This window comes from Bacillus sp. FSL E2-0195 (assembly GCF_038003645.1).
Taxonomy (GTDB): domain Bacteria; phylum Bacillota; class Bacilli; order Bacillales; family Bacillaceae_G; genus Bacillus_A; species Bacillus_A mycoides.
In genome coordinates, this window is record NZ_JBBOPN010000001.1 from 2222056 (window position 1) to 2247378 (window position 25323).

General features: G+C 34.6%; 21 protein-coding genes, 1 riboswitch and 2 other annotated features. Of the genes, 14 read left to right on the forward strand and 7 right to left on the reverse strand.

Annotated elements, in window-relative coordinates; genetic code table 11:
- Nucleotides 1–47: 47 nt before the first annotated feature.
- Nucleotides 48–1415, reverse strand: coding sequence for an alanine/glycine:cation symporter family protein (locus MHH59_RS11480; protein ID WP_002012784.1), 1368 nt, complete (start codon nt 1413–1415; stop codon nt 48–50).
- 107 nt (nt 1416–1522) lie between these two features.
- Nucleotides 1523–1642, reverse strand: a riboswitch (glycine riboswitch).
- Nucleotides 1643–2077: 435 nt separating this feature from the next.
- Here MHH59_RS11480 and MHH59_RS11485 point away from each other — a divergent pair.
- The 6 genes from MHH59_RS11485 (at nt 2078) to thrS (ending at nt 8150) form a co-directional block, all read left to right on the forward strand.
- Complete coding sequence (locus MHH59_RS11485; protein WP_002168437.1) at nt 2078–2896, forward strand: hypothetical protein; 819 nt, start codon at nt 2078–2080, stop codon at nt 2894–2896.
- 156 nt (nt 2897–3052) lie between these two features.
- Nucleotides 3053–3310 carry a PhzF family phenazine biosynthesis protein gene (locus tag MHH59_RS11490; protein WP_078178853.1) on the forward strand — a complete coding sequence of 86 codons (258 nt, stop codon included), beginning with the start codon at nt 3053–3055 and terminating at the stop codon, nt 3308–3310.
- 24 nt (nt 3311–3334) lie between these two features.
- A complete protein-coding gene (locus tag MHH59_RS11495; RefSeq protein WP_002085712.1) occupies nt 3335–3964 on the forward strand; it encodes a YdbC family protein in 630 nt (209 codons plus the stop codon).
- 99 nt (nt 3965–4063) lie between these two features.
- Nucleotides 4064–4429, forward strand: a complete 366-nt coding sequence (locus tag MHH59_RS11500) for a VOC family protein (protein WP_002031902.1) — start codon at nt 4064–4066, stop codon at nt 4427–4429.
- Between the two features lie 444 nt (nt 4430–4873).
- On the forward strand, nt 4874–5581 hold the full coding sequence (locus MHH59_RS11510; protein ID WP_002085707.1) for a pseudouridine synthase: 708 nt from the start codon (nt 4874–4876) through the stop codon (nt 5579–5581).
- Between the two features lie 121 nt (nt 5582–5702).
- Nucleotides 5703–5926 (forward strand) — a binding site (T-box leader).
- Between the two features lie 37 nt (nt 5927–5963).
- Nucleotides 5964–6186, forward strand: a binding site (T-box leader).
- 44 nt (nt 6187–6230) lie between these two features.
- Complete coding sequence (thrS, locus tag MHH59_RS11515) at nt 6231–8150, forward strand: threonine--tRNA ligase (protein ID WP_144512331.1); 1920 nt, start codon at nt 6231–6233, stop codon at nt 8148–8150.
- Nucleotides 8151–8315: 165 nt separating this feature from the next.
- Here the strand turns inward: thrS and MHH59_RS11520 are convergent, their stop codons facing one another.
- Entirely contained in the window at nt 8316–8534 is a 219-nt protein-coding gene (locus MHH59_RS11520) for a helix-turn-helix domain-containing protein (protein ID WP_002127301.1), read from the reverse strand.
- A 10-nt stretch (nt 8535–8544) separates the two neighbouring features.
- Nucleotides 8545–9027, reverse strand: coding sequence for a DUF2975 domain-containing protein (locus MHH59_RS11525; RefSeq protein WP_002127302.1), 483 nt, complete (start codon nt 9025–9027; stop codon nt 8545–8547).
- Between the two features lie 389 nt (nt 9028–9416).
- Here MHH59_RS11525 and MHH59_RS11530 point away from each other — a divergent pair, with 389 nt between their 5' ends.
- The 5 genes from MHH59_RS11530 (at nt 9417) to MHH59_RS11550 (ending at nt 15441) form a co-directional block, all read left to right on the forward strand.
- Nucleotides 9417–10184, forward strand: a complete 768-nt coding sequence (locus tag MHH59_RS11530; protein WP_002127303.1) for an ABC transporter ATP-binding protein — start codon at nt 9417–9419, stop codon at nt 10182–10184.
- Between the two features lie 13 nt (nt 10185–10197).
- Nucleotides 10198–12081: an ABC transporter permease gene (locus MHH59_RS11535; protein ID WP_340851225.1), complete on the forward strand. Its 1884-nt coding sequence runs from the start codon at nt 10198–10200 to the stop codon at nt 12079–12081.
- A gap of 234 nt (nt 12082–12315) precedes the next feature.
- Nucleotides 12316–13347 (forward strand): alpha/beta fold hydrolase, encoded by a 1032-nt coding sequence (locus MHH59_RS11540; protein ID WP_340851226.1) that lies wholly within the window; start codon nt 12316–12318, stop codon nt 13345–13347.
- A gap of 224 nt (nt 13348–13571) precedes the next feature.
- A complete protein-coding gene (locus tag MHH59_RS11545) occupies nt 13572–14438 on the forward strand; it encodes an ABC transporter permease subunit (RefSeq protein ID WP_002185902.1) in 867 nt (288 codons plus the stop codon).
- Nucleotide 14439: 1 nt separating this feature from the next.
- Nucleotides 14440–15441, forward strand: a complete 1002-nt coding sequence (locus tag MHH59_RS11550; protein WP_142333412.1) for an ABC transporter permease — start codon at nt 14440–14442, stop codon at nt 15439–15441.
- 45 nt (nt 15442–15486) lie between these two features.
- On the opposite strand, the gene MHH59_RS11555 is transcribed toward MHH59_RS11550, so the two are convergent.
- Both MHH59_RS11555 and MHH59_RS11560 read right to left on the reverse strand, forming a co-directional pair.
- Nucleotides 15487–17187 carry a pyruvate oxidase gene (locus MHH59_RS11555; RefSeq protein WP_016120175.1) on the reverse strand — a complete coding sequence of 567 codons (1701 nt, stop codon included), beginning with the start codon at nt 17185–17187 and terminating at the stop codon, nt 15487–15489.
- Between the two features lie 82 nt (nt 17188–17269).
- Nucleotides 17270–18007 carry a ZIP family metal transporter gene (locus MHH59_RS11560; RefSeq protein WP_098632280.1) on the reverse strand — a complete coding sequence of 246 codons (738 nt, stop codon included), beginning with the start codon at nt 18005–18007 and terminating at the stop codon, nt 17270–17272.
- Between the two features lie 370 nt (nt 18008–18377).
- Between MHH59_RS11560 and MHH59_RS11565 the strand changes: the two genes are divergently transcribed.
- Both MHH59_RS11565 and MHH59_RS11570 read left to right on the forward strand, forming a co-directional pair.
- Nucleotides 18378–19082: a class I SAM-dependent methyltransferase gene (locus MHH59_RS11565; RefSeq protein WP_340851228.1), complete on the forward strand. Its 705-nt coding sequence runs from the start codon at nt 18378–18380 to the stop codon at nt 19080–19082.
- A gap of 436 nt (nt 19083–19518) precedes the next feature.
- A complete protein-coding gene (locus MHH59_RS11570; protein ID WP_002200539.1) occupies nt 19519–20217 on the forward strand; it encodes a DUF7003 family protein in 699 nt (232 codons plus the stop codon).
- 166 nt (nt 20218–20383) lie between these two features.
- On the opposite strand, the gene MHH59_RS11575 is transcribed toward MHH59_RS11570, so the two are convergent.
- A complete protein-coding gene (locus MHH59_RS11575) occupies nt 20384–22885 on the reverse strand; it encodes a heavy metal translocating P-type ATPase (protein WP_340851229.1) in 2502 nt (833 codons plus the stop codon).
- Between the two features lies 1 nt (nt 22886).
- Complete coding sequence (locus MHH59_RS11580) at nt 22887–23234, reverse strand: ArsR/SmtB family transcription factor (protein WP_002109853.1); 348 nt, start codon at nt 23232–23234, stop codon at nt 22887–22889.
- Nucleotides 23235–23759: 525 nt separating this feature from the next.
- Here MHH59_RS11580 and MHH59_RS11585 point away from each other — a divergent pair.
- Nucleotides 23760–25073: a hemolysin family protein gene (locus MHH59_RS11585; protein WP_002189551.1), complete on the forward strand. Its 1314-nt coding sequence runs from the start codon at nt 23760–23762 to the stop codon at nt 25071–25073.
- The last annotated feature ends 250 nt before the right edge of the window (nt 25074–25323 follow it).

A 25323-nucleotide genomic window follows, 5' to 3' on the forward strand; every position in this document is an offset into this window, starting at 1 on the left:
AAAAAAGGAATGGCTTATTATAAATGAGCCATTCCTTTTTTTAGTGATTAACTTGCCTGTTTTTTATGACTTTCTTTCAATTTCTCTGCTTGTAAAAAGCGATTCGTTTCAGCGACAACAATACCACTTAATCCGATTAGACCAATTAAGTTTGGAATCGCCATAAGTCCATTTGCAATATCGGCAAATGTCCATACGACACCTAGCTTTAAATTAGCACCTATTGCAATCATAACGATAAAGATTGCTTTATAATATCGTACAGCACCTTGTCCAAATAAATAAGCTACACACTTCTCTCCGTAATACGACCAACCTAAAATAGTAGAGTAGGCGAATAATATAATGGCGATACCGAGAATCATACTACCAGCAGTACCGAATACGGATTGGAATGCTAATGTTGTAGCTTCAACACCAGTTTTACCTGATTTCCATGCGCCTGTAGTAATTAATACTAGCCCCGTAATTGTACATACAATAAATGTATCTAGAAAAGTACCAGTCATAGAAACTAAAGCTTGTTTTGCAGGTGAATCTGTTTTGGCAGCAGCCGCAGCAATAGGAGCACTTCCTAAACCAGCCTCGTTAGCAAATACACCACGTGCCATTCCTATTTGAATTGCAGATGCAACTGTTGCTCCGATAAAACCACCAGCAGCTGCAGTACCTTGAAATGCACCAGAAAAAATAAGTGAAAATGCTTCTGGAATTTGATCAAAGTGATAGAAAATAATAATAAGGCCAGCGATTATATAAAAGAATGCTTTAATAGGAACGATATATCCAGTAACTCTACCAATCTTTTTTACACCGCCCAAAATAACGATAGCGATTAAGAATGACATGAGTATACCAGTTAATGCAGGAGGGAAAGAAAAATTGATTCGCATTGCCTCTGCAACCGAATTAGATTGAACCATATTACCGATACCGAAAGAAGCAGCTGTGCCGAATATAGCGAATAAAACAGCCAGCCATTTTTTCCCTAAACCACGTTCTAAATAATACATTGGTCCACCGGAGTATTCACCATTTTCATTACTAACACGGTATTTCACCGCAAGGATTGCTTCGGCATACTTTGTTGCCATTCCAAATAAAGCAGTAATCCACATCCAAAAGATTGCGCCGGGTCCACCGATTGTCACAGCAGTTGCGACACCTGCTATATTTCCCATACCAATCGTTGCAGCCATAGCTGTCATCAGTGCTTGGAAGTGACTAATATCTCCAGAAGATGATGTATCCTCTGATTTTTTAAAAGCTAGTTTGTGAGCGTATATTAGTTTACTAAATTGTAAACCTTTTAAGCGCACTGTGAGAATGATACCAGTTCCAACAAGTAGCAACAAAGTTGGTAACCCCCACACATACTGATTAATTTGTTCTAATACTTTACTTACTGTCTCCATCTGTATTCTCCTTTTTTAGAAAAAATAAAAACCACTTCAAGGAAATGAAATGGTCTCTGGAGAAACAAGGGATAGAAAAATAAACCGATACAAATCGGCATTTTCTTTCGCTTGTCTCTGTCCTTTTACCTGAGAGATTATCCGCTAGATTAGCGGATTTGCTCCTTCGGTGCTCGTTTTCCTCCGCGCTATATTAAGCGAGAGGGAGTCTCTCCAGAGATTCGTCCCCATGCAGTTCTACTTGTAAACAAGACCTGAGAGTTTCAAAGTTGGTTCAGCAACTTTTTGCCCCGTCGGTAGATCAATAGACCTTCTCCTGAATGGTTCATCCGAATTATAAAATTAAAAACTTAAACGCATTGATTCTGTATAGAATCAATAAAAACATTATAGATATACAATTAGTGAAATGCAATCATTTTTTATTTTGAAATAGTAAATAAACTTATTTTTTTGGTATTCCTAATTTATCTTCTATTTTATGATCTCAGGAGAGATTACTTATTATATATTCGAAAAATGAATGGTGATAAAAGAGATAGGACGTAACAATGTAGGATTATTTATGTCTTACTTTCAAATTTTCAATTCTGAATTATTTGAATTATAATTGTTGTATGTGTGGAATAAACCAATATTTTATAGGGAAATGAGTTGATAAATTGCCAAGAATAAAAAAAATAGGGCGTTTTTGTCCTGTGGATGATGAAGGATTTATTATAAACGATGCACATTTTAATAAAATTCAGCCTGTGTTTTTGGAGGTAATACAAGAAATAAAGGATACTTGTTGTCAATTTTTGCGGGATGATTTGCACAGTGTTTATATAAGGGGTTCTATTCCAAGAGGGATTGGGATAGAAGGGGTTGCAGATGTAGATATGATTATATTAGTTCGAAAGAATCCTCAAGTAATTGACTTAAGCTGGAGCAAGGAGCTAGAAGTCCAAATTACACAGCAGTTTAATTGTATATCAGGAGTGGAATTAAGTTTTTATAGTGAAAAAGAAGTAATAAACTCAGAGGATTTTTCTTTTATAGGATTTATGATTCAGACACATAGTGTATGTATATTAGGTGAAGACGTAAAATTATATTTACCTAAATATAAAGTAAGTCAGGAGATAGCGTATGAACATCTCATTCATTTGCGGAAACAAATTGAACAAACACACGAAGAGTTAATTCATAATAAGGACGTGGATGATATAGAGGATTGTTGTCGTTGGATCATGAAGATTGTAGTCAGGGCAGGTCTAGCATTAACAATTGATAGAGAAGGGCTGTATTCCAGGGACTTATATCCAGCATATGAGTTATTTAGTAAGCATTTTCCCGAACAAGAAAAAAATATGAGGAAAGCACTACAATATGTAATTGAACCGATAAAAGATATAGAAGAAATCTTATCATTTTTAGATACGTTTGGTGATTGGTTGATAGAAAAAGCAGAGGATTCTTTGAAAAATATACAAATTTAATAAACTATAATTTCGTTATGTAAACAGATTATGTTGAAGAATAGAAGAGAGGAGAGATATTGGGATTTTTACATTGTGGATGTATTCTCGCAAGGCAAGTATTCAGGTAATCAACTTGCGTTATTTATGGAAAATTAGGGATTTTCTAGTTGGGAAATCAATGATCTTAATGTCCGTGATTTTGCAGATTATTATGGAATCACAGAGGATGTGGCAACAGGAAGCTCAAATGGATGTTTAGCGGCGTATCTTATAAAATATCGTTATCTTGGAACGAAAAAGATAAATATGCATGTTGGACAAGGGGATGAGATAAATCGCCATTCTCTAATACATATAGAAGCAGAGGTGATTGAGAGTAAAATTAATGTTTGCGTTGGTGGAAAAATAGAAAGTATTGCAAGTGGGAAATGAACCGTATCATAAGGGGGATTAGAAATGCTATTAAAAACAATATTTTGCAAGGTGGAAGAAGAGAAAAGGGAATTGTTTTCTGATGCGCAAGAAAAATGGCGTGATTTACAGTATTTAGACGGATTCTATGGACAATTTGGTGGGTGGAATGAAGGGGAAGCGTGTGTATATACTTTATGGGAAGATAGAAATGCATATCAATCATTCATGAATGATGCTCATGATACAATTTTTTTAAATAGTAATCAAGAAGGCACATATATTTCCTGTAATATTGAAATGTTTCAAACGTTGTATGATATAACAGAAACTCCTTTGAAAGACGTAACTGCACAAGGATCATTTGTAAGAGTTGCAATTTGCGATGTGAAAGAAGGAAAAGAAAAGTATTTTTTACATACGCAAGAAACAATTTGGAATAAAGGAATGGAAAATGCAAAAGGAATGTTAGGTGGAGTTGTTGGGAAGTCTTTAAAGACTGAAAATCGTTACATAGTATTAACGTATTGGCAAGATGAAATAGCACATGAACTCTATATGAAAGAAATTTTCCCAGAGTTATATCAGTTAGCAAATGTAAATGAGTATGTTGAAAATATAAATGGGAAGAGAGTTATTCGGGAGGAAGAATGGTCTGTTGCCGCTTCTAAATAAAGTTAGAACTTATTAAAGTAGCTAGTTTCGAAAAATTCGATACAGAACATTAGTTCTTGTATAATTACTTTGTACAAGAATAAGAGGGGAGATATTTAAATGAGTAGAGTTTTAAGATTTGAATTGCAAGTCCCAAACCCTGAAGAAGCTATTCAATTTTATACAAATAGTTTTGGATGGAAGTTTGAAAAAATGCCTGGGCCACATGACTATTGGTTCATAATTACAGGTGAGAGTGATAGACCTGGTATCGATGGTGGATTAATGAAATCACCTGATGGTGCTACTAGGACAACTAATTCGATTGAAGTACCTTCAGTTGATGAGTACATAAATAAAGTTATTGAAAATGGTGGACAAGTAGTTGTACCTAAAACTGCTATTCCTAATATGGGTTACTTTGCTTATTGTATAGATAATCAAGGGCTTCTTTTTGGAGTATGTGAAGAAAATAGTGAAGCGTAAAAAATTAGGGGAGTTCGAGATTATTTTGTTTGTTGAACGATGTTTTCTATCAAAGATTATAATTATTGAACACTTTTGTATAAAAACTAGTATTCGTTTAGTTGAAGAAGGATCCATTTTGATTATTTTCAAAAGGGTTCTTTTTTATTTTTCACATATTGTGAGTTATTTAGGCATGATTAATCAAACTTATATCGGTATATTATCTATGAAAAAAGTAAATAAATGATGTTATATTCAAGGGTTAATCTATTGACTGCTAAACAGTTTGAGGTGAAAAGGAAAAGAGGACCAATTATTTTCGTGTAAACATGTAATTAAGTGAAGACGTCATATACCCTTTCATGTTAATATATTTAAGTTATAATAGGAGGCTTACCCTTTTGTATTGTACGGTAGAAGCAGTGTGAGCTTGAAATTTTTTATGAAAAGGATGTGCCTAACTTGCGTATCAATAAATTTATTAGTGAAGCTGGAAAAGCGTCTCGACGTGGAGCAGATAAGTTAATTAACGAGAGAAAAGTAATTATTAACGGTAAGGTTGCAAAAATTGGTGACCAAGTAAATCCAGGTGATGACGTACGAGTAAATGGAGAGCAACTTCGTATTGCTCGAGACCATGTGTATATCGCTTTAAATAAACCAGTAGGTATTACATGTACAAGTGAAAAAGCCGTAAAAGGTAATATTATCGATTTAGTGAATCATCCTTTACGAATTAATCACATCGGACGTCTCGATAAAGACTCAGATGGTTTAATTTTGTTAACGAATGATGGCGATATCGTTAATGAGATTTTACGTGCTGAAAACAAACATGAGAAAGAATATATCGTTTCAGTAGATAAGCCGATTACACCGGAGTTTTTAGAGAAAATGGCAGCAGGTGTTAAAATTTTAGATACAAAAACACTTCCTTGTGAAGTAACACAGTTATCAAAATATGAGTTCCAAATTATTTTAACACAGGGGCTAAATCGTCAAATTCGCCGTATGTGTGAAGCTTTGGGTTATCAAGTATACACGTTAAAACGTACGAGAATTATGAATATTGAGTTGAATAATTTACCAGTCGGACAGTGGAGAGATTTATCGAAAAAAGAGAAAAAACGCCTATTTTCAGACTTAAATTACGAACCACAAGATTGGTAAAAAAGAGAAGGGGAGACCAAAAAATGTTTTTGGTTTCTTTTTTTTGAATAAAAGATATATTTTTAACACTTGTAAAAATAAAATGAATAGGATATATTAAATAACAATAAATGTATTTGTTACAAAAGCAAAGAAAAGGACACGAGTTATTTTAAACGGTTATACAGAGAAGGAAGGAAAGCTGAGAACTTCCTAACGCAGTAAAATAACTTACCACCTTAGAGCTGCACTGGGGAAATCAAGTATCTAGTGCCGTGTAAGCGACGTTATCGCAAAAGAAGCCATTATGTTTTTTGTGATGGGAATCTGGGTGGAACCACGAATATAAGCATATTCGTCCCTATTTACTAGGGATGAATATGCTTTTTTATATTTTATTTCATAATAAGCGAAGAAAAGGACACGAGTTATTTTAAACGGTTATACAGAGAAGGAAGAAAAGCTGAGAACTTCCTAACGCAGTAAAATAACTTACCACCTTAGAGCTGCACTGGGGAAATCAAGTATCTAGTGCCGTGTAAACGACGTTACCGTAAAAGAAGCCATTGTATATTTGCGATGGGAATCTGGGTGGAACCACGGGTAAAAGCACACTCGTCCCTATTTTAGGGATGAGTGTGCTTTTTATTATGAAATGGAGAGATGAAAAATGAAAGAACAGATGATCGAAATTAAATTTCCAGATGGTAGCGTTAAAGAATTTGTGAAAGGCATTACTTTAGAAGAAATTGCTGGGGCAATTAGTAGTAGCTTGAAAAAGAAAGCAGTCGCAGGAAAAGTTAATGATCAGTCTTTTGATTTACGACGAAACATTGAAGAAAGTGCGAAAGTTGAAATCATTACTATGGATTCAGATGAAGGGGTAAAAATTGCAAGACACTCTGCGGCACATATATTAGCGCAAGCTGTAAAAAGAATTTATGGTGATGTAAACCTTGGTGTAGGGCCAGTCATTGAAAATGGATTTTATTATGACATGGATCTTCCAAGTAGTGTAAACGTAGAAGATTTACCGAAAATAGAAAAAGAAATGAAAAATATTATAAATGAAAATGTAAAGATAGAGCGAGTTGAGGTTTCTCGAGAAGAAGCAAAAGAATTGTTTCAAGAAATGAATGATAGTTTGAAATTAGAGCTTTTAGAAGCAATTCCTAATGGAGAAAGTGTAACACTGTATAAACAAGGTGAATTTGTAGATTTATGTAGAGGACCACATTTGCCATCTACTGGTTATTTGAAAGCATTTCAATTAACTCATGTTTCTGGTGCATATTGGCGAGGTGATAGTAACAATCAAGTGCTTCAGCGTATATATGGTGTTGCTTTCTCTTCTCAACAAAAATTAGAAGAGTATTTACATTTTGTTGAGGAGGCCGCAAAGAGAAATCATCGGAAATTAGGTAGTGAACTTGAATTGTTTATGTTTTCGGAAGAGGCTCCGGGAATGCCTTTTTACTTGCCAAAAGGACAGATTATTCGCAATGAATTAGAAGCATTTTTAAGAGAAATTCAAAATGAGTACAATTATCAAGAAGTGCGTACTCCATTTATGATGAATCAAGAATTATGGGAGAAGTCAGGACACTGGGGACATTACAAAGACAATATGTATTTCTCAGAAGTAGATCATAAAAGTTTTGCGTTAAAACCGATGAATTGCCCAGGCCATATGCTTATGTTTAAAAATAAATTACATTCTTATCGTGAATTACCGATTCGTATGTGTGAGTTCGGTCAAGTGCATCGACATGAATTTAGTGGCGCTTTAAACGGATTATTAAGAGTTCGTACTTTCTGCCAAGATGATGCTCATTTATTTGTAACACCAGAACAAATTGAAGATGAAATCAAATCAGTGTTGGCGCAAATTGACTATGTGTATAAAACTTTTGGTTTCGAGTATGAAGTAGAGCTTTCTACTCGTCCAGAAGATTCAATGGGTGATGATAAATTATGGGAGCAAGCAGAATTGGCATTAGAAAATGTATTACAGTCATTAAATTATAAATATAGATTAAATGAAGGTGACGGTGCATTCTACGGTCCGAAAATTGATTTCCATATTAAAGATGCTTTAAATAGAAGTCATCAGTGCGGAACAGTCCAACTTGATTTCCAAATGCCAGAAAAATTTGATTTAAATTATATAGATGAAAATAATGAAAAAAGAAGACCAGTTGTCATTCACCGAGCAGTTTTAGGATCTTTAGACCGTTTTTTAGCAATATTAATTGAGCACTTTGGAGGCGCGTTCCCAGCATGGGTGGCACCAGTTCAAGTGAAAGTAATTCCAGTTTCAAATGCAGTGCATGAACAATATGTAAATAGGATTGCAGATAAATTAGCACAAGCCGGAATTCGTGTCGAACGAGATATACGAGATGAAAAGTTAGGATATAAAATTAGAGAAGCGCAAATGCAAAAAGTTCCGTATGTTCTTGTTATTGGGGATAAGGAAATGGAAAGCGAAGCTGTAAATGTACGGAAATATGGTGAAGAGAAGTCAGAAGTTGTTGAACTAGATGCGTTTGTGGAAAGTATGAAAGAGGAAATTAAAAATAGGAAATAGAGATTGATAATAAAACACACCATTAATATGTAATACTGAAGTTAAAGTAATTAAAGGTATATTAAATAACAATAATAAACGCAGAGAAGGGATAGCTTAATTGCTATCCCTTCATCTTAATTTCACAATCTAATCCCATTGGTTGAAGAAAGTTGTTATTTGTTTTTATTGAGTGTATTCGTCGCTTTTGTACTCCAAAATATCACCTGGTTGACAATCTAAAGTCTTACATATCGCTTCCAATGTTGAAAAACGAACCGCTTTTGCTTTCCCATTTTTCAGAATGGAAAGATTCGCCATCGTAATCCCAACCCTCTCCGAAAGCTCCGTTACGCTCATTTTTCGTTTTGCTAACATCACATCAATATTAATAATAATTGTCATATTCTCCACCTCAGACCGTTAAATCATTTTCTGATTTTATATTAATAGCTTCTTGTAAAAGCCTTTGGAGAACAGCAGCAAAAACGGCAATCACCATAGAGGCGAAAATGATGGTCAATCCGATTGGTATGAAACTTGGAGGATCAATTTTTTTCGCCATGAGATAGTAGAGTGGCATACCTAGCAAGTACAAGGTACTGATCGTGATGGCACAGTATTTTATATTCTTTAAAGCCTTTACCGATAATTCCGAGAACGCTTGGTTCTTATCAATATAGCTTAAAAGTTTAAAAGCTTGATACAGAGCAAAGTAAAAAGGTATCGCTGCCGCGTACATATCGATTAAAACGAGAGATTTCATATAAGCAATATCTGGATACAATTCTCCAGCGAAATTCCCAATCTTAGGCACCAAAAATATGCACAATGCAAGAACTGGGAATCCTATAAAAATAATAGCTAGCTTTAAAAAGAGTGTCGTAACTTGTTTCATAAAAAGCACCTCACTTATGTAATAACAACATGATTTTATCATGCGATTTATCGTTTTGCAATAAAAATATATTGTTTTTTATTGCGTTATTATTTTTATTGAAATATCTTTTAAATTTTGATAACAATAAAAAGCATTTCTCATTCCAAAGAAATGCTCTTATGAAGTGGTTTGTTTTTTTTAACCTTACAAAAATGTAAGGTAAATGTAAGGGAAATCGAATGAAAGGATTTTAGAAAAGTGAGAATATTAAGCAGAGAAATCGTTTGTATTTCTTATGTATCTCAATCTGCATTTGGAAAATTTAAAAATTCTTAAGAATTTTTATGAGAAAAATATAAGAAATATATGGGAAATTTATACTATACAAAAGGGATGGAGTGAAAGAGATGTCAACAAATGTAGTTACTGTAGAAAGTGTAGAAAAAACGTATGGGAAAAGAAATGAGAATCAGTCAAAAGCATTAAGGGGTGTTTCATTAAGTATTAAAGAAGGAGAGTTTGTAGGGATTATGGGTCCTTCTGGATCTGGTAAAACGACATTATTAAATGTGATTAGTACACTTGATCAAGCGACAGGTGGTAGTGTAACAATAGCTGGCACAAATATTACTTCTATGAAGGGGAATGCATTATCAGATTTTCGTTCTCAAAAACTAGGATTTATTTTTCAAGACTTTAATCTACTAGAAAATTTATCAATTTATGAAAATATCGCTTTACCACTTTCCCTGCAAGGCGTACCGTCAAGTGAGATTACTGGAAAAGTAAATGGGGTTGCGACGAAATTAGGGATTACTGAAATTTTAACAAAATATCCGACTGCTGTTTCTGGTGGACAAAAACAAAGAACAGCGGCAGCACGAGCTTTAGTACATAATCCGGCAATCGTATTAGCAGATGAACCGACAGGAGCACTTGATAGTAAAAATGCAAAAAGTTTATTAGAAGCGATGCAAGATTTACATGAAAATCACAATGTAAGTATTTTGATGGTAACACACGATGCATTTAGTGCGAGCTATTGTGAACGTATTTTATTTATACAGGATGGACTTCTTTATAAAGAGTTAAAACGTCAAGGAACACGAGAAAATTTCTATCAAGATATTTTAGGTGTGCTTGCCCAAATGGGCTCAGCAACTGAGTCGAAGTAAGGGGGGCGAGACTATGTTATTCAAATTATCACGTCATAGTATAAAAAAAATGTTAAAGGATTATATGGTTTTACTTATTGGTCTAGTCATTAGTATTAGTATTTTTTACATGTTCCAAACGATGGCGATGAATAGTGAATTTACAAAAGATAATAGTCTTATTAGTAGTATTAGGCTCGTCTTCTGGGTTGGTGCAATATTGCTTTCTTTCATTACAGTTTTTTATATCATATATGCCAATTCTTTTTTACTTACATTAAGAAGAAAAGAACTCGGTATGTACATGATGCTTGGAGCGAAAAAGAAAAAAGTAGCGCAATTATTATTTATTGAGACTTTTGGTATGGGGATTGTCAGTATTATTATCGGTATTTTAGTAGGAATAGTACTTGCTAGTGTAGCAGGAAATTTTTTAATGAATGGAATGGAAATTTCAGCAAAAGGTAATTACGCATCTGTGTACACACCAGCTATATTAGTTACATCTATTTTCTTCTTAATATTATTTTTCATTACTGGTTTAATGAATAGTTTCCGATTATTACGTAAAACAGAATTAGAGTTAATACGTGAAGATGAAACGCAAGATGAGGTGAAGAAAAGTAAGACTCGCACTGTTATTATGACAGTACTAGGTGTATTGCTAGTAAGTACAGGATACTATTTTATGGTGAATATAAAAATGTTTGCTGAACTAGGATTTATAATAGCGACAATTGTTACGACAGTAGGAACGTATTTCATTTTTAGCTCGTTGCTCCCACTTTTTGTAATGAAAATTAAGGGGAATAAAAAACGAAATGAAACGGGATTAAATAGTTTTACTTATGCACAGTTACGTTTTCGAGTAACTAGTTTATCGAGGGTACTAGGCACTGTAGCGATGTTAATTGCATTAGGTGCAGGTGCAATGACAGCAGGTATGGCGTTTCAAAAGAATGTAGGCATTATGACAGACTTCTCACGTGTATATGATGTCGTAATTCATGATCCAAATGAACAAGATAAAGCGGCATTAAAAGAAATGGAAATTGTTGAAGAAAGCAAGTATAAGTATAAAGTAGATGGAGAAGCGGTTTATTATTTACGTAACGACTTAACTGAAAAACCACCACTTATTTCAGATCATTTTGATACAAAGACTTTAAAAGAACCTGCTCGTAAACGTGTGGCTACACCTTTAACTGAACCTGTCTATTCTGCTTTGGAAGCTCCTGAAGTAGCGAATAAGCTTCCTCGTATGCCAAAAGATTGGGAAGATGCGGTTGTAAGAGAGATACAAATTACACATAATCAATTTAACGGAAAACCGGTAAGAATTGCAGATGAAGAGCATTACAAAGGAATTCAAGGAACAGAACATACTGTAACATTAGCAAAAGTAGATGATATGAAAAAATATAAACCGTTATTGACAGAAATTGATAAGAGGCAAAAAGAACAAATTGAAAAAACAACAGATACAAAAGTAGAATTATATACGAAAATGACAATTTATCAGTTTATGAACAGTTTCATGAGCGGAACAATGTTTATGGGATTTTTCCTTGGAATTGCGTTTTTAGCAATGATGGCAAGTTCTCTTATGTTCAAAATATTAACAGGAGCTTCTCGTGATGTACGCCGTTATGAAATGCTACGAAAAATCGGTGTGAGACGTAGTATGTTAACAAAAAGTATATATAAAGAAATCTCATATTTATTTATATTCCCAGCAATTATTGGAATTTCCCACGTGTTAGTAGGGCTTAACTTATTCAGCTTTATATTAGTTGACCCGTTTGTAAAAGTGTGGATGCCAATAGGAATCTTCATAGTAATTTATTTCATTTATTATTGGATTACTGTCCAACTTTATAAAGGTATGGTAATGCCGAAAGAGGAAGTAGCGAAATAGTTTAAGAAAAGAGTCCTTGTTTTGAAAACAAGGACTCTTTTTATTTGTAATACATTGTGACCAAGTCTTTCTATGATTAATGTATTGAAAATTAAGAAAATATTAAGGGTTTATATAGCGGAAAGTTAAGAAGTGTATGGGATATTAAGAATGTACAAAAAATCAAGATGAAATTGGAAAGTGCAATTGATGTATATTGATATTCTTATAAATTTAAAAGAAAGGAAACGTTTTATGAAGAAGATAAAAAAATTAGTAAAACGTATTGCAGTCACTATTATACTATTAATAATTATGGCTTTAGTATTTCCTACATGGACCTCGCAAATAAAAGGGAAAAACAGTATAAGTACATTAGAGCAAGTAGAGATAAATGGAAGTGGTCATGAAATTATGATACGCGGAAAAGATAAGAAGAATCCAGTTATTATCTTTGTTCATGGTGGACCAGGTTCTTCGGAAATACCATATGCTCAAAAATACCAAGACTTATTGGAAGAGAAATTCACAGTTGTTAATTACGATCAAAGGGCAAGCGGGAAATCGTATCATTTCTTTGAAGACTATTCGAATCTATCATCAGACCTACTTGTAGAAGATTTATTAGCTATGACAGATTATATTTCAAAACGTCTTGGCAAAGAAAAAGTAATATTGGTTGGTCATTCTTACGGTACATATATTGGAATGCAAGCTGCCAATAAAGCCCCTGAAAAATATGATGCATATGTTGGAATAGGGCAGATGAGTGATACAGTAGAAAGTGAAATAGATAGCTTAAACTATGTTATTGAACAGGCACAAAATGCGGGGAATACAGATGAGGTTTGCTATTTAAAAGGGTTAACCGAAAAAATTAAAAATGGCGATACATACACTCCGCGAAATTATGTTGCGAAATATGGTGGAACATCAAGACTCATTGAAAATCCAGATGGTGATAACATGAGGATGCTATTTAGTAATGAATATAACTTGTTAGACGTAATTCGTTATAACGTTGGATTATCACATTCTCAAACTGTCTTATTAGAAAAAGATTTAAGGAATCCATTATCTACTAAAGTAACTAAGCTGAATCTACCGCTTTATTTTCTTATGGGTAAATATGACTATAATACTTCATTTCATGCAGCACAACAGTATTTTGATAGAATTGAGGCGAATCAAAAAGAATTTATAGCTTTTGAAAACTCAGCACATTACCCTCAATTTGAAGAGAAGGAAAAGTTTTATGAGTGGTTGTGTGATACATTCGTAAAATGAAATTAAATAAAAAAGCACTTATTTTAAAAATAAGTGCTTTTTTATAGTATATAATCGAGCGAGAAGGAAAATGTTGGATAATAGTCGAAAGATATAATACAACTTCAGAGAAATGACGAGAATCGATATGTTTTGTCGAGAGAGGAGTTATTTTATTAAAAGGTATAGGTACTATACATAGTTTTAATTTCTGAATATTCATTTAAACAGAAGGGGTAATAGTTATGTTCATTCGAATTGGTAAGTGGTGTGGGGTTACATGTTTACAATTATTTGCGGCGCTTATTTGTATTCTATTTTTAGGGGCACTACCGCGTTTATTTAAGGGATTACAAATTGATTTAATCGGTTTTTGGAACACAGTTGTGTTTCTTGGAGAGAAGTTACTTCAACCAGGTGAAATTACGTATGGATTTCGGAATTCAAGAAAGTTATTTCCACAAATATGGATTCATTATGTAGAAACAATGTTTGTATTTATTTCGGCATTTATACTATCTTTACTCATTGCGTATCTTATCGTTGTGTGGGTATTACAGCGCTCTCAATCAAAGCAACGTATGTGGAATGGGATTTTCGTCGCACTTGAAAGTATTCCGGACATTTTATTAATTTTATTATCTCAACTTCTAGTAGTAATAATCTTTCAAAAGACAGGTTTTATGCCAGTGAAATTTGCAGGACTTGGAGAGGAAAGGGCTCGCCTGTTACCAATAATATGCCTTACTTTACCTACAACATTATTATTTATTAAGTTACTACTATTACGTTTCAGAGAAGAATTAGAGAAAGATTATAGTATATTTGCTAAGAGTAAAGGGCTAAGTTTAAGACATATTTTGATGCACCATATTTCAAGAAATGTCCTGTTAACAACAGTCTATTACGCAAAAACGAATATTTTATTTATGTTATCAAACTTATATATTATTGAATGGCTGTTTAATACGTACGGTATGTTCGTTTTCGTGAAAGAAAATTCGAAATTAGAAATATTTACAGTGAGTTTAGTTTTATTATACGTACCGCTTTTTATACTATTTCGTTTATTACATACGCTTTTACAAAATGTTATAAAGGAGCGTGTGTAACATGTGGCAAGTTGTAAAAAGAGATGTGAGATTTTGGCTAGGTGTTACTTTTTTGAGTGTACTAATGATTGTTAGTATTGGAAATACGCTGTTTTTCGATGGGAATATTCGTGAACTAACGATGATGTATAACGAAAAAGGAGAATTAGAGGCTGCTCCGTTTTCACCGTCGAGTAAATTTTGGTTCGGAACTGATGAGAAAGGCCGTGACCTGTTCCAGTTAATAATAGAAGGAGCGAAATGGACAGTTGGTGCAAGTATCGTTATCGCAGTTTTACGTGTAGTAATTGGAGGAGCTATTGGTTTATTACTTGGTATGTACAGTAAACGCTCATTTCCAGTTATCTCATCTTTTTTTGATCCGTTTAGTATTGTACCAATGATTATGATTTCCTATTTTATGTTAAATGCAGTTTTAACGTTTGAAAGTGGAGAGGCTGCTGCTCCGTTTCATTTACGGGTTGCGTTTCAAATTATAGTTCTTGCGTGCCTTGCTGTACCAACTGTTATGTTGTATGTAGCGCAAGAAGTAAAACGTATTAAGAATGAAGAATTTATGTTGGCGGCCACTGTGCTCGGCGGGAGTAAGTGGCAGAGGTTGAAACGCCATGTATGGCCGCATATGCTACCATCATTTCTTTTATTAGTAGCCCAGCAATTTGTAAGTACTTTATTACTCCTCTTGCATCTTGGTTTGTTAGAATTATTTTTTGGCGGAACAATAATTTTTGGTACAGAAGCAGATAGTGTAACAAAAGAATGGACTGGCCTAATTGGTCAAAACTTCCGTCATTTAACCACACATACATGGATTGTACTTATACCAATTGCTTTTTATAGCATGACAATTTTAGCGGGAAATCTAGTTAGTAATAGTATGCAAGATGCGATTAAGCTAGGGAATGTTAGAAGAGCGAATCGGAAGAAGGAAGAAGTGAAAGTAGAGAAACAAATACAGCCTACCGTGAATGATTTTTCATTTCATAGAGAGGTACAAAAATAAAGAAAGATAGCTGAAGACAAATTGTTTTCAGCTATCTTTTTTTATTTAAAGTGGTGGTAAATCAATCTTACCTTCTTCAAATAATTCTTTTATCATATGTTTCGTATAACCGGCTGCTTGACCAAATGTGATTTTTGCTGGCATTGGTGCTTCATTTACATCTACAACTACATCAATAATGCATGGTTTACTTTGTTTTACTGCATTTTCAAAGGCGGGAAGTAAGTCATCTAACTGTTCTACACGGTATCCAATACCACCGCACGCCTCAGCATATTTTGCGAAATCAGGATTCGTTAAGTCTGTACCAAATTCAATATTTCCCATAACTTCTTGTTCAAATTTAATCATAGCAATTTTATTATTGTTTAATACAACGACAACGATTGGCAGTTTATATTTAACAGCTGTTACGAAGTCATTCATTGTCATTCCGAATCCGCCGTCACCACAAACTGCAAACACTTGTTTATCCGGGAAAGCAATTTTTCCAGCAAGTGCACCAGGTAAACCGCAGCCAAGTGTTGCAAGCCAACTAGAAATGATAAATTTCTGGTTTGTCATACGGAAGTGCCTTGCAGTCCATACTGTTACATTTCCGACATCGACTGAAAGAATTGCGTCATCTTCTGCTACTTTCTGCAGTGCATGCATAACTCGCTGTGGTTTAATTGGAGTCGAAGAATCTTCTTCTTGATTGTGTAATTTTTCTTCCCACTTTTTCATCATTTCTTGATGATGCTCTAAGAAGGAATGGTCCTCGTGTTTTTCTACATTTTCAATTAACCATTTTAATGTTTTATCAGCATCACCAGCTAAGCCGATATCTGTCGTATAACGTTTCCCGATTTGTGCGGGGTCTGTATCAATATGAAGTGTTTTTGCTTTTTCGGGTAAGAAACCAGTGAACGGATAAGAAGTGCCCACCATAATTAAAGTATCTGCATGTTTCATTGCTTCATAAGAAGGTTTCGTTCCAATTAATCCTAATCCACCGATACAAAGAGGGTGTTCATCAGGAACAATCCCTTTAGCTGGTAATGTAAGTACGATTGGAGCACCGATATGTTCTGCAAATGCAAGCAAAGACTCTCTTGCATGTTTAGCTCCTTTCCCGGCTAAAATAACAGGTTTTTTAGCTTCATTAAGTGCGAGTTTTGCTATAGCTAAATCTTCTTCTTGCGGAAATATTTCAGGTAATGTAAAGGAAGAGTTTGTAATACGTGCACCATTTTTCACTTCGAATTTCGGAACATCATCTGGAATTGTAAGAACTGATACACCTTTTTTTGTATATGCCATTCGAATAGCTTGATTCACTACAGCAGGTAACTGTTCAGCTGACATTATTCGTTGGTTATAAACGGCAACATCATCAAACATTCTTTCTAAGTTTACTTCTTGGAAAAAATCCGTTCCGAGTAAATCGGTTTCTACTTGTCCTGAAATTGCTAGTACGGGAGCTTGATCGAGTTTGGCATCGTATAAACCGTTTAATAAATGAATAGCCCCAGGTCCTGCAATAGCCATACAAACACCAAGTTTTCCTGTTAATTTTGCATAGGCTGCCGCTGCTAACGCGCCAGCTTCTTCATGGCGAACTTGAATAAATTTAATTTTATCTTGTTTTTTTCTTAAAGCTTCAATTATAGAATTGATGGAATCTCCTGGCATACCATATATGTGTTCTACACCCCAGTCAATTAAAAGATCCACTAATGCTTCACCGGCTGTTTTACCAAACATAATCGTTCCTCCTTATAATAGGTAGATACTATTATGTTTTGGAGAAAAAGGAAAAATATACAAGTAATATAACTTATTTGTTTTAGTGATGTCCAGTGAAAAGAGTGAAGACTGTTATTAGTAAAAATCCACTAATAGACCACGATAGAAACGGAAGGAAAGGTAGCTGTTTTTTTGCTTTCCAAAGCATTTCGTGAATTGTGACATAGCCAAGAGAACCAATTGCGCTTCCCATAATAAGTCCTTGTAAATGGAGAGCTTTCCCGTCCATCATAATGCCAAAAACAGTACCGGTCCCTAGGATAAGAGAAAGTAATAAAGTTGTTAATAAAAATGAAATGTATTTATGTTTTGTAAAGAGAAATGGAATAATTAAAGCTAACCCTTCTGGAATATGGTGAATGACAATCGCAAGTAAGAAAGGAATGGCAGAGTCATTATGATTTATAAACGCTGTTCCTAACGCAAATCCACTCGGCATATTATGAATGAATATAGCGAAAGAAAGAAAAAGGAAGGTTTGCCATGCTTGTTGATCTTTCTTATGTATAATCGGATGATGGCAATAGTTATCTAATAAGCTCATAACTAAAATACCGATAGCTATACCGAGCATAGGCCCAAATATTTCATAGCTTGAAAATGTTTCAGGAATAATTTCAAGTGATAATAATCCAAGTAAAATCCCACCACATAATGCGTATAAACGATGCATCTTTTCTTCAATTAGTTGGCGTGTTACTACTCCAACAGCACCTCCTAATAGTAATCCACCGAACGAAAAAAACGTAACGATTATTGGAATCCATAGACGTTCCATATTATCACACTCCGATTCTATACCCTTAATTTCAGCTTACTGATGGGGGAGGGAGATTAGTCCAAATAATTATGTTTGATTATAGAGAAAAATCTATCAACTCGTTATAATCTATATATCGAATTTAACAGAAGATGCGAAATGGGGAATAAGATTGCAAACAAAATGGAGTTTATCCCGCTTTAACGGGCAATAAGACTCCCATCTCAAAAGTCAGGGAATACGAGGCAGTTAGACGGGAGGTCAACTGCCCGTAAAAGCCCGATTGGTTCAACTAATAATCAGTGGGGGATGGACACTCCCCACTGATTAAAGTTTCACTTTATCCGAATGTGAGAATCCAGAACGGTATGATGTAGAAAATAAAAGTTTGTCAGATTTTCCGTTCTTACTATCATGGGTGCAAAAACTAAATATACAAAATGAATGGATTCTAGATATAGCCTGTGGAACAGGGAGAGTTACAATTCCATTCATAGAAAACGGATATCAAATGATTGGTATAGATATACATGAAGGAATGCTTGCTGAAGCGAAGAGTAAATCTGCGAGTTTAAAGAATATAAAGTGGTTACAACAAGACTGCTTGCAATTGAGCGTCGAAGAAACAATTCCGTTAGCATATATGGTTGGCCATGGATTCCAGCATTTTCTTACGAATATACATCAAAATCAGTTGTTAACATCTATTCATAATGCATTAGCTGAGAATGGTATATTTATATTAGATACACGTTTTCCTTCAAAAGAAGAATTAATGCAACCATCTACAGAAGAATATTGGACAACTATTACAGATGAAAAGGGAAGAAGATGTGATTTATATACTGAGCTGAATTATGATTCAATTCAGCAAATACAGCACTACATAACAACAAGAAGGTTTTATGAGGATAATACGCTAGTAGAGGAATTGAAGACAACGATTGATCTTCGCTATACGTATCCGCAGGAGTTAGAAAGAGTGCTAGTAGAGAATGGATTTGAATTGTTACATATATACAATGATTGGGATGGGAATGAGTTGCAGGAGGATTGTTATTCTATGGTGGTAGTTTGCCGGAAGAAAAGATAGGGATGCTGAGTATTAGTTGATAAGTGACATAAAGAAGTGCTCCTAAGAATATAACAATCGGACGCGTTTATATAGAAACGCGTCTTTTCTTATATAGTAAGTTATTAGAAAAAATGATCAAACTGTATTTCACATTAACAATAGACTATGTGTCTTTGTTTTTATTGTAAGGAAGAATAAGAGGAGCTGCAGTGGGGTGTTACGGTGGGGACTGTGAAAATACAATTATAGAGAAAATGAAGGATAGCGTCATAATCAAATGTTGTTTACTGTGCTATTAGAGTTTTATATAATATACAAATAAACAAAACTGGATATTTGCCATTTTAGAGGGACATAAAAAAATGTCCTGGTATTTAGATAATGTTTATGAGTTAAATAAAGAAAAACGAATGTAATAAAAATTTACTATACTAACTTTATGGAGAGTAATGTTATGAAAGCAGAAAAAATACTTGAAACACTAGATAGGTACGCGGGGGAGTTTGATTTTCCAGTACTTGATAACTATAATTTTGACTTAGCACAATCCAGAATATCTGTTTTTCGAGAGGAAGACAAGTGGTTCATTGTATTTGAGGTTGTGGGCGTTGATGCAAACCTTGAGATATCGAATAACTTCTATGTGTATAGTAATAGCATGAGACAGCAAGGGTTTTTTTCATGTTTTGATGAAATCTTAACGCTGGTAAATGAAGAGTATTGGTACGATGATGAAGATCGTTTCCTTGTAGATCCTTTTCATATGGAGCTACTGTTGAAAGGAGAACATATTACCTTAACACCAACGGTAGAAGAGTATAAGCGTTTAGGAATTGAAACGGATTCATTTCATCCTACCAAACTTATTCGTTATTTAACTTCTGTATATAAGGAGAAATTCTGGATAAAGCCCTCGGACATGTTAGATGAAATCAATGCAGAATTTAAACCAAATCTATTTTATCAAACAGAAGAATGGGAACATCCTGATGTTAGTGATGATCAAAAACCGAGTGAGAGCATATTCTTTCAAAGTTTAGCTAAAGCGATTGAATTAAATAATGTGAATTTGATAACTGTAGGGAAAGTAAATAATGATTGGACCAATTGGACATGGAGTGATTTTGAAAAACAAGAAGAGGATGATCTTTAAATCAGAAGATGAGGAAAAGATAGAATGTGTTGGTATAGGTTCATAGTAAATCAGCTGTTCTCGCAGTAACGCTTATTTTTGTAAACGTCCACTAAATGATAACATTTCTACATCCTAATCCAATTTGTATATAAGATAAGGAGCTACTCAGTAGCTCCTTATCTTATTATTTGTTCCGTAATAAACGCATACTGTTAAGGATTACAATAAGTGCAGCGCCTGTATCACTTAGGACAGCCATCCAAAGAGTAAGCCAACCTGGGAAGATAAAGGCAAGGGCGATAAATTTAATAATCAATGAGAACCAAATATTTTGTTTTATGATGTGCAATGCTTTCCGACTTAGTTTCATTGTATAAGGAAGTTTTTCAAGATTATCTGCCATTAATACAATATCTGCCGTTTCCATTGCGGTATCAGTTCCTGCACCGCCCATTGCAATCCCTAGGTTTGCAGTAGCGAGGGTAGGGGCATCATTTATGCCGTCCCCAATCATAGCCACTGTTTTTCCTTCAGATTGAAGTTGTTTGACAGAATGAACCTTATCTTCTGGAAGTAAGTTAGCAAAATAGCGATCTACTTTTGCTTTCTGTGCAATGTGTTCTGCGGTTCCTTCATTGTCTCCTGTTAACATAACAGTTTCCCGAATACCTGATTGTTTTAATTCTTGAATTGTTCCATAAGTAGTAGAACGAATGGAATCTGCTACTGAAATCATTCCTAAAATGACTTTGTTCGTTCCAACAAGTATCACGGTTTGACCAATTCTTTGCATCTCCTGAATCGGTTCGTTCCACATTTGAAGTGAAACTCCAAAACCTTCATATAATGCTTTATTTCCAGCGTAGTATGTTTCGCCATCTATCGTTACTTGCGCACCTTTTCCTACAATGGTGCGGAAGTCTGTTCCGCTTTGGATAGAAGTTTGATGCTCTTTCGCATATGCTGTAATTGCTTTGGCAATGGGATGATTAGAGTATTCTTCAATTGTTGCTGCGATGGATAATAACGCATCTTCAGTACAATCTACGCTGCGTACATGCATTACTTTTGGTTTTCCTTCAGTCAATGTTCCTGTTTTATCAAACGCAATAGCATTTAATGAACCTGCGATTTCTAGAGCAGTACCACCTTTAATGAGTACACCGTTTCTTGCTGCATTTCCAATTGCAGATACAATAGCAACAGGAGTTGAGATAACTAAAGCACAAGGACACGCAACAACAAGAAGTTCTAATCCTTTATAAAACCATTCCATCCATTCGCCCATACCAAGAAGGGGAGGGATAATTATGACACCAATTGCTAATACAAAAACGATAGGTGTATAGATTTTTGCGAAACGATCTACAAATGCTTCTGTCGGTGCTTTATTTTCCTGTGCTTCCTCTACAAGATGAATAATTCGAGATAATGTAGTATCCTCAACAAGTTTAGTTACTGTAATCTCAATCGAACCTTCTTCATTGATTGTTCCTGCATATACGGAATCGCCAATTTGTTTATCGATTGGGATAGATTCACCAGTTATTGGCGCTTGGTTTACAGTAGAAGTACCTCCTATAACTGTGCCGTCTAATGGGATTTTTTCACCTGGCTTTACAACAATCGTTGTATTCACTGCAATATCATCAACAGATTTTTTTATAAGTTCAGTTCCAATTTTTACCCAAGCTTCTGATGGGGCTAAATCAATTAATCCACGAATAGATTCTCTTGTGCGTTCAATAGATTTATTTTGTAGCGTTGCCCCTAATGCAAATAGCCAAACAACTGTTGCGCCTTCTAGCCATTGACCAATTAATGCGGCACCAATAGCGGCTGATATCATGAGAACGTTCATATCGAGTGATTTACTTCTAATTGCATAAAAGGCACTTTTAGCAGGTTTATAACCACTAATACTAATGCTCACCGCATAGAGAAGTGTAATAAGAAGAGGGGATATGTTTGTAAAGTTTCCTCCAAATCCTAAAGCTAAAAATAATCCTGAGAGAATCAAAGTTGTATTTTTTGATTTTGAAACAGGTGTTGATCCTCTACGAGCTCCAGCTAAAGTGGCTTCAAAGCCTGCGTTAGATACTTCTTTTATAATGTCATCCACATTTCGGTCATGACGAATATGCATTTTTCCAGTAGCGAAGTTTACTCGAACTTCCTCTACGCCAGAAACGTTGTGTAGATGCTTTTCGATTGTTAAAGCGCATGCACCGCAATCCATACCTTCTACAAGATAAGTTTGTACGCCATCTCCTGATATTTTCTGAGTATTAAGAAGAGGTGATGGATCTTCACATGAGCTATCACTACAGCAAGAAGATTTTGATGTCATTGATTCTTTTTGTAGGGCTAATTCAGCTGAACAACAAGTTTCAGTTTTAATAGAATTGTTGTTACTACTACAGCAAGAGGTTTCCTTAGTAATAGGGATAATTGGAATCTCTGTTTTAGAAGAGCAACATGACGATGTTTCTTTTGTAGTTTTTTCTTTTTCAGTTTTGGTTTCACCATTACAACAAGAAGTGTTTTTAACAATTGGCACAATAGGAATCTCTTTTTTGGAAGAGCAACAAGATGCAGTTTCCGTTGCTAATTCTTCTTTTGTGGATGCTATGGAAGAATTTTCACAGCAATTTGTTTGTTTTTCGCTCTCCTTTTTATCTGTCATATCAGTTCTCTCCTTTTTGAGATAAACAACCATCGTTTTTATCACATGATGCTACTTCATTTTGCACCTCATGAAAGACAACATCGAACATTGTAAGTAACTGTTCAATTTGTGTACTGCGTAAAGAATAGTAGACATACTTTCCTTCTTGTCTACCTAGGATGATGCCGCATCCTTTTAAACAGTTTAGGTGTTGTGAGATATTTGACTGATTTCCTTTAGTGATTTCTACAATTTCGGATACCGTTTTTTCACCATCTAACATACATTGAAGAATCTGAAGTCTAGTTTTATCAGCAAAGCCTCGAATAAATTTGGCTTTTATATCTAAGTCATTTGAGTTACACAATCGTATCCTCTCCATTCGTATTAGTAATAACTAATATGTTTATTCTTTATTCATATTAGCATTGGCTAATATGTGTGTCAAAATGTTTTCGAAAAGTCTGATAAAAATTACTGAGCTTTGTTTTTTGCTGTGAGAAGGAATGTAAATAATGAATAAAAAATAATATAGTTAGTGGAAGCGAAGGGTATGTTATAGTGTTTGGTGCACGCATTAAGAAATTTTAGGAAACAGGGGAGAGAAGTTCTTTGTTTAATTTTCAGGGTATTTCAAATGTAAACATTGACTGGGATTTATTTCTCATGCTAACATATAGATAATTTAATCAAGGCGGTGGAAATATATTGGACTCAGATGTTGACTCGGATAGGTGGCTAAATGACCTCGATTTTCTCAGAGTACCCCTCATCATTTTGAGAATGTAGATTGTATACAATCTCATGTTAATGTGTATGAAATTGTAGGTATGGAAAGAGAAAATATATCAGGAGGTGAATCCTTTAGTTTCAAGGAAGCTAAGGGAATTAGTTGGACATATTTAATTTAATCATGGTAGCGGTTTTAATCGCATGTACTGCATTTTTCGTGGCAATTGAGTTTGCTATTGTAAAAGTAAGAGGATCAAAGATTGATCAATTTGTATTAGAAGGAAAGAAGGGTGCGCTGGCAGCTAAGAAAGTGACATCAAACTTGGATGAATATTTGTCAGCTTGTCAATTAGGGATTACAGTTACAGCAATGGGCCTCGGGGCACTAGGTGAACCAACGATTGAGAGACTTTTACATCCTTTATTTGATAAGTGGAACATTAATCCTTCTATTGCAGGTGTATTATCTTTAGGAATTGCTTTTACTATAATGACGTACTTACATGTTGTAGTTGGTGAGTTAGCACCAAAAACATTTGCGATTCAAAAGGCTGAGAAGGTTACTTTATTACTTTCGGCTCCGCTTATCTGGTTCTACAAAATCATGTATCCGTTTATTCGCTTGTTAAATGGCTCTGCAAGGATGATAACAGGAATGTTCGGCTTAAAACCTGCATCAGAGCATGATGTAGCACATACAGAAGAAGAATTACGATTGATTCTTTCTGAAAGTTATGAACGTGGAGAAATTAATCAAGCTGAATACAAATATGTAAATAATATTTTTGAATTTGATAATCGTATTGCGAAAGAAATCATGGTCCCTCGTACAGAAATTATAGGGCTACATGTAGATAATTCTTTAGCAGACCATATGAAAATAATCCGTGATGAAAAGTACACACGTTACCCAGTATTTGGGGAAGATAAAGATGAAATCATTGGTATGGTGAATGTGAAAGATTTCTTTATCCGTTATATGAATAAGGAAGCAAAAGAATTCAGTTCTATTCAATCGTATACGCGTCCAGTAATTGAAGTAATTGAGACCATACCAATACATAATCTTTTACTACAAATGCAAAAGAAACGTATTCCGTTGGCTGTGTTATATGATGAATACGGCGGTACGGCTGGTATTGTAACCATTGAGGATATTCTGGAAGAGATTGTAGGAGAAATCCGTGATGAATACGATGAAGATGAGCGTCCTCCCATCCAACAAATGAAGGAAGGTCATGTTGTCGTAGAAGGTAAAGTATTAATTAGTGAATTAAATGATTTACTAGGATTACATATGAATGATAGTGATGTTGACACGATTGGTGGTTGGATTCTGATGCAGAATTATGATATCCAGGAAGGGCAAACAGTGAATAGCGAAGGATATGCATTTAAAATTCTTTCTAAAGACCCTCACCAAATCAAACGTGTTGAAATACAAAAAGAAATGTTGGAAGCAGCAACTGTATAGTTGCTGCTTTTATCCTTTTTGGCAAGAAGACTCCATCTGATTTGTGTTACGGGTGAAACCCAACAATTCAGGTGTAGATGAATTGCCGTCAGAAGGTAGGCTGAACTCTTTTGTTTCGTTCATAACAATTTTTTGAGGGCGAATATTTGTTTCTTTTTGTCTTACGATATAATCTGCCCTTAGATAAGGAGGGAATATATCGTAAGACAACGAAATTGGATAATAATAATCATTCGGTTACTTGCGCTAA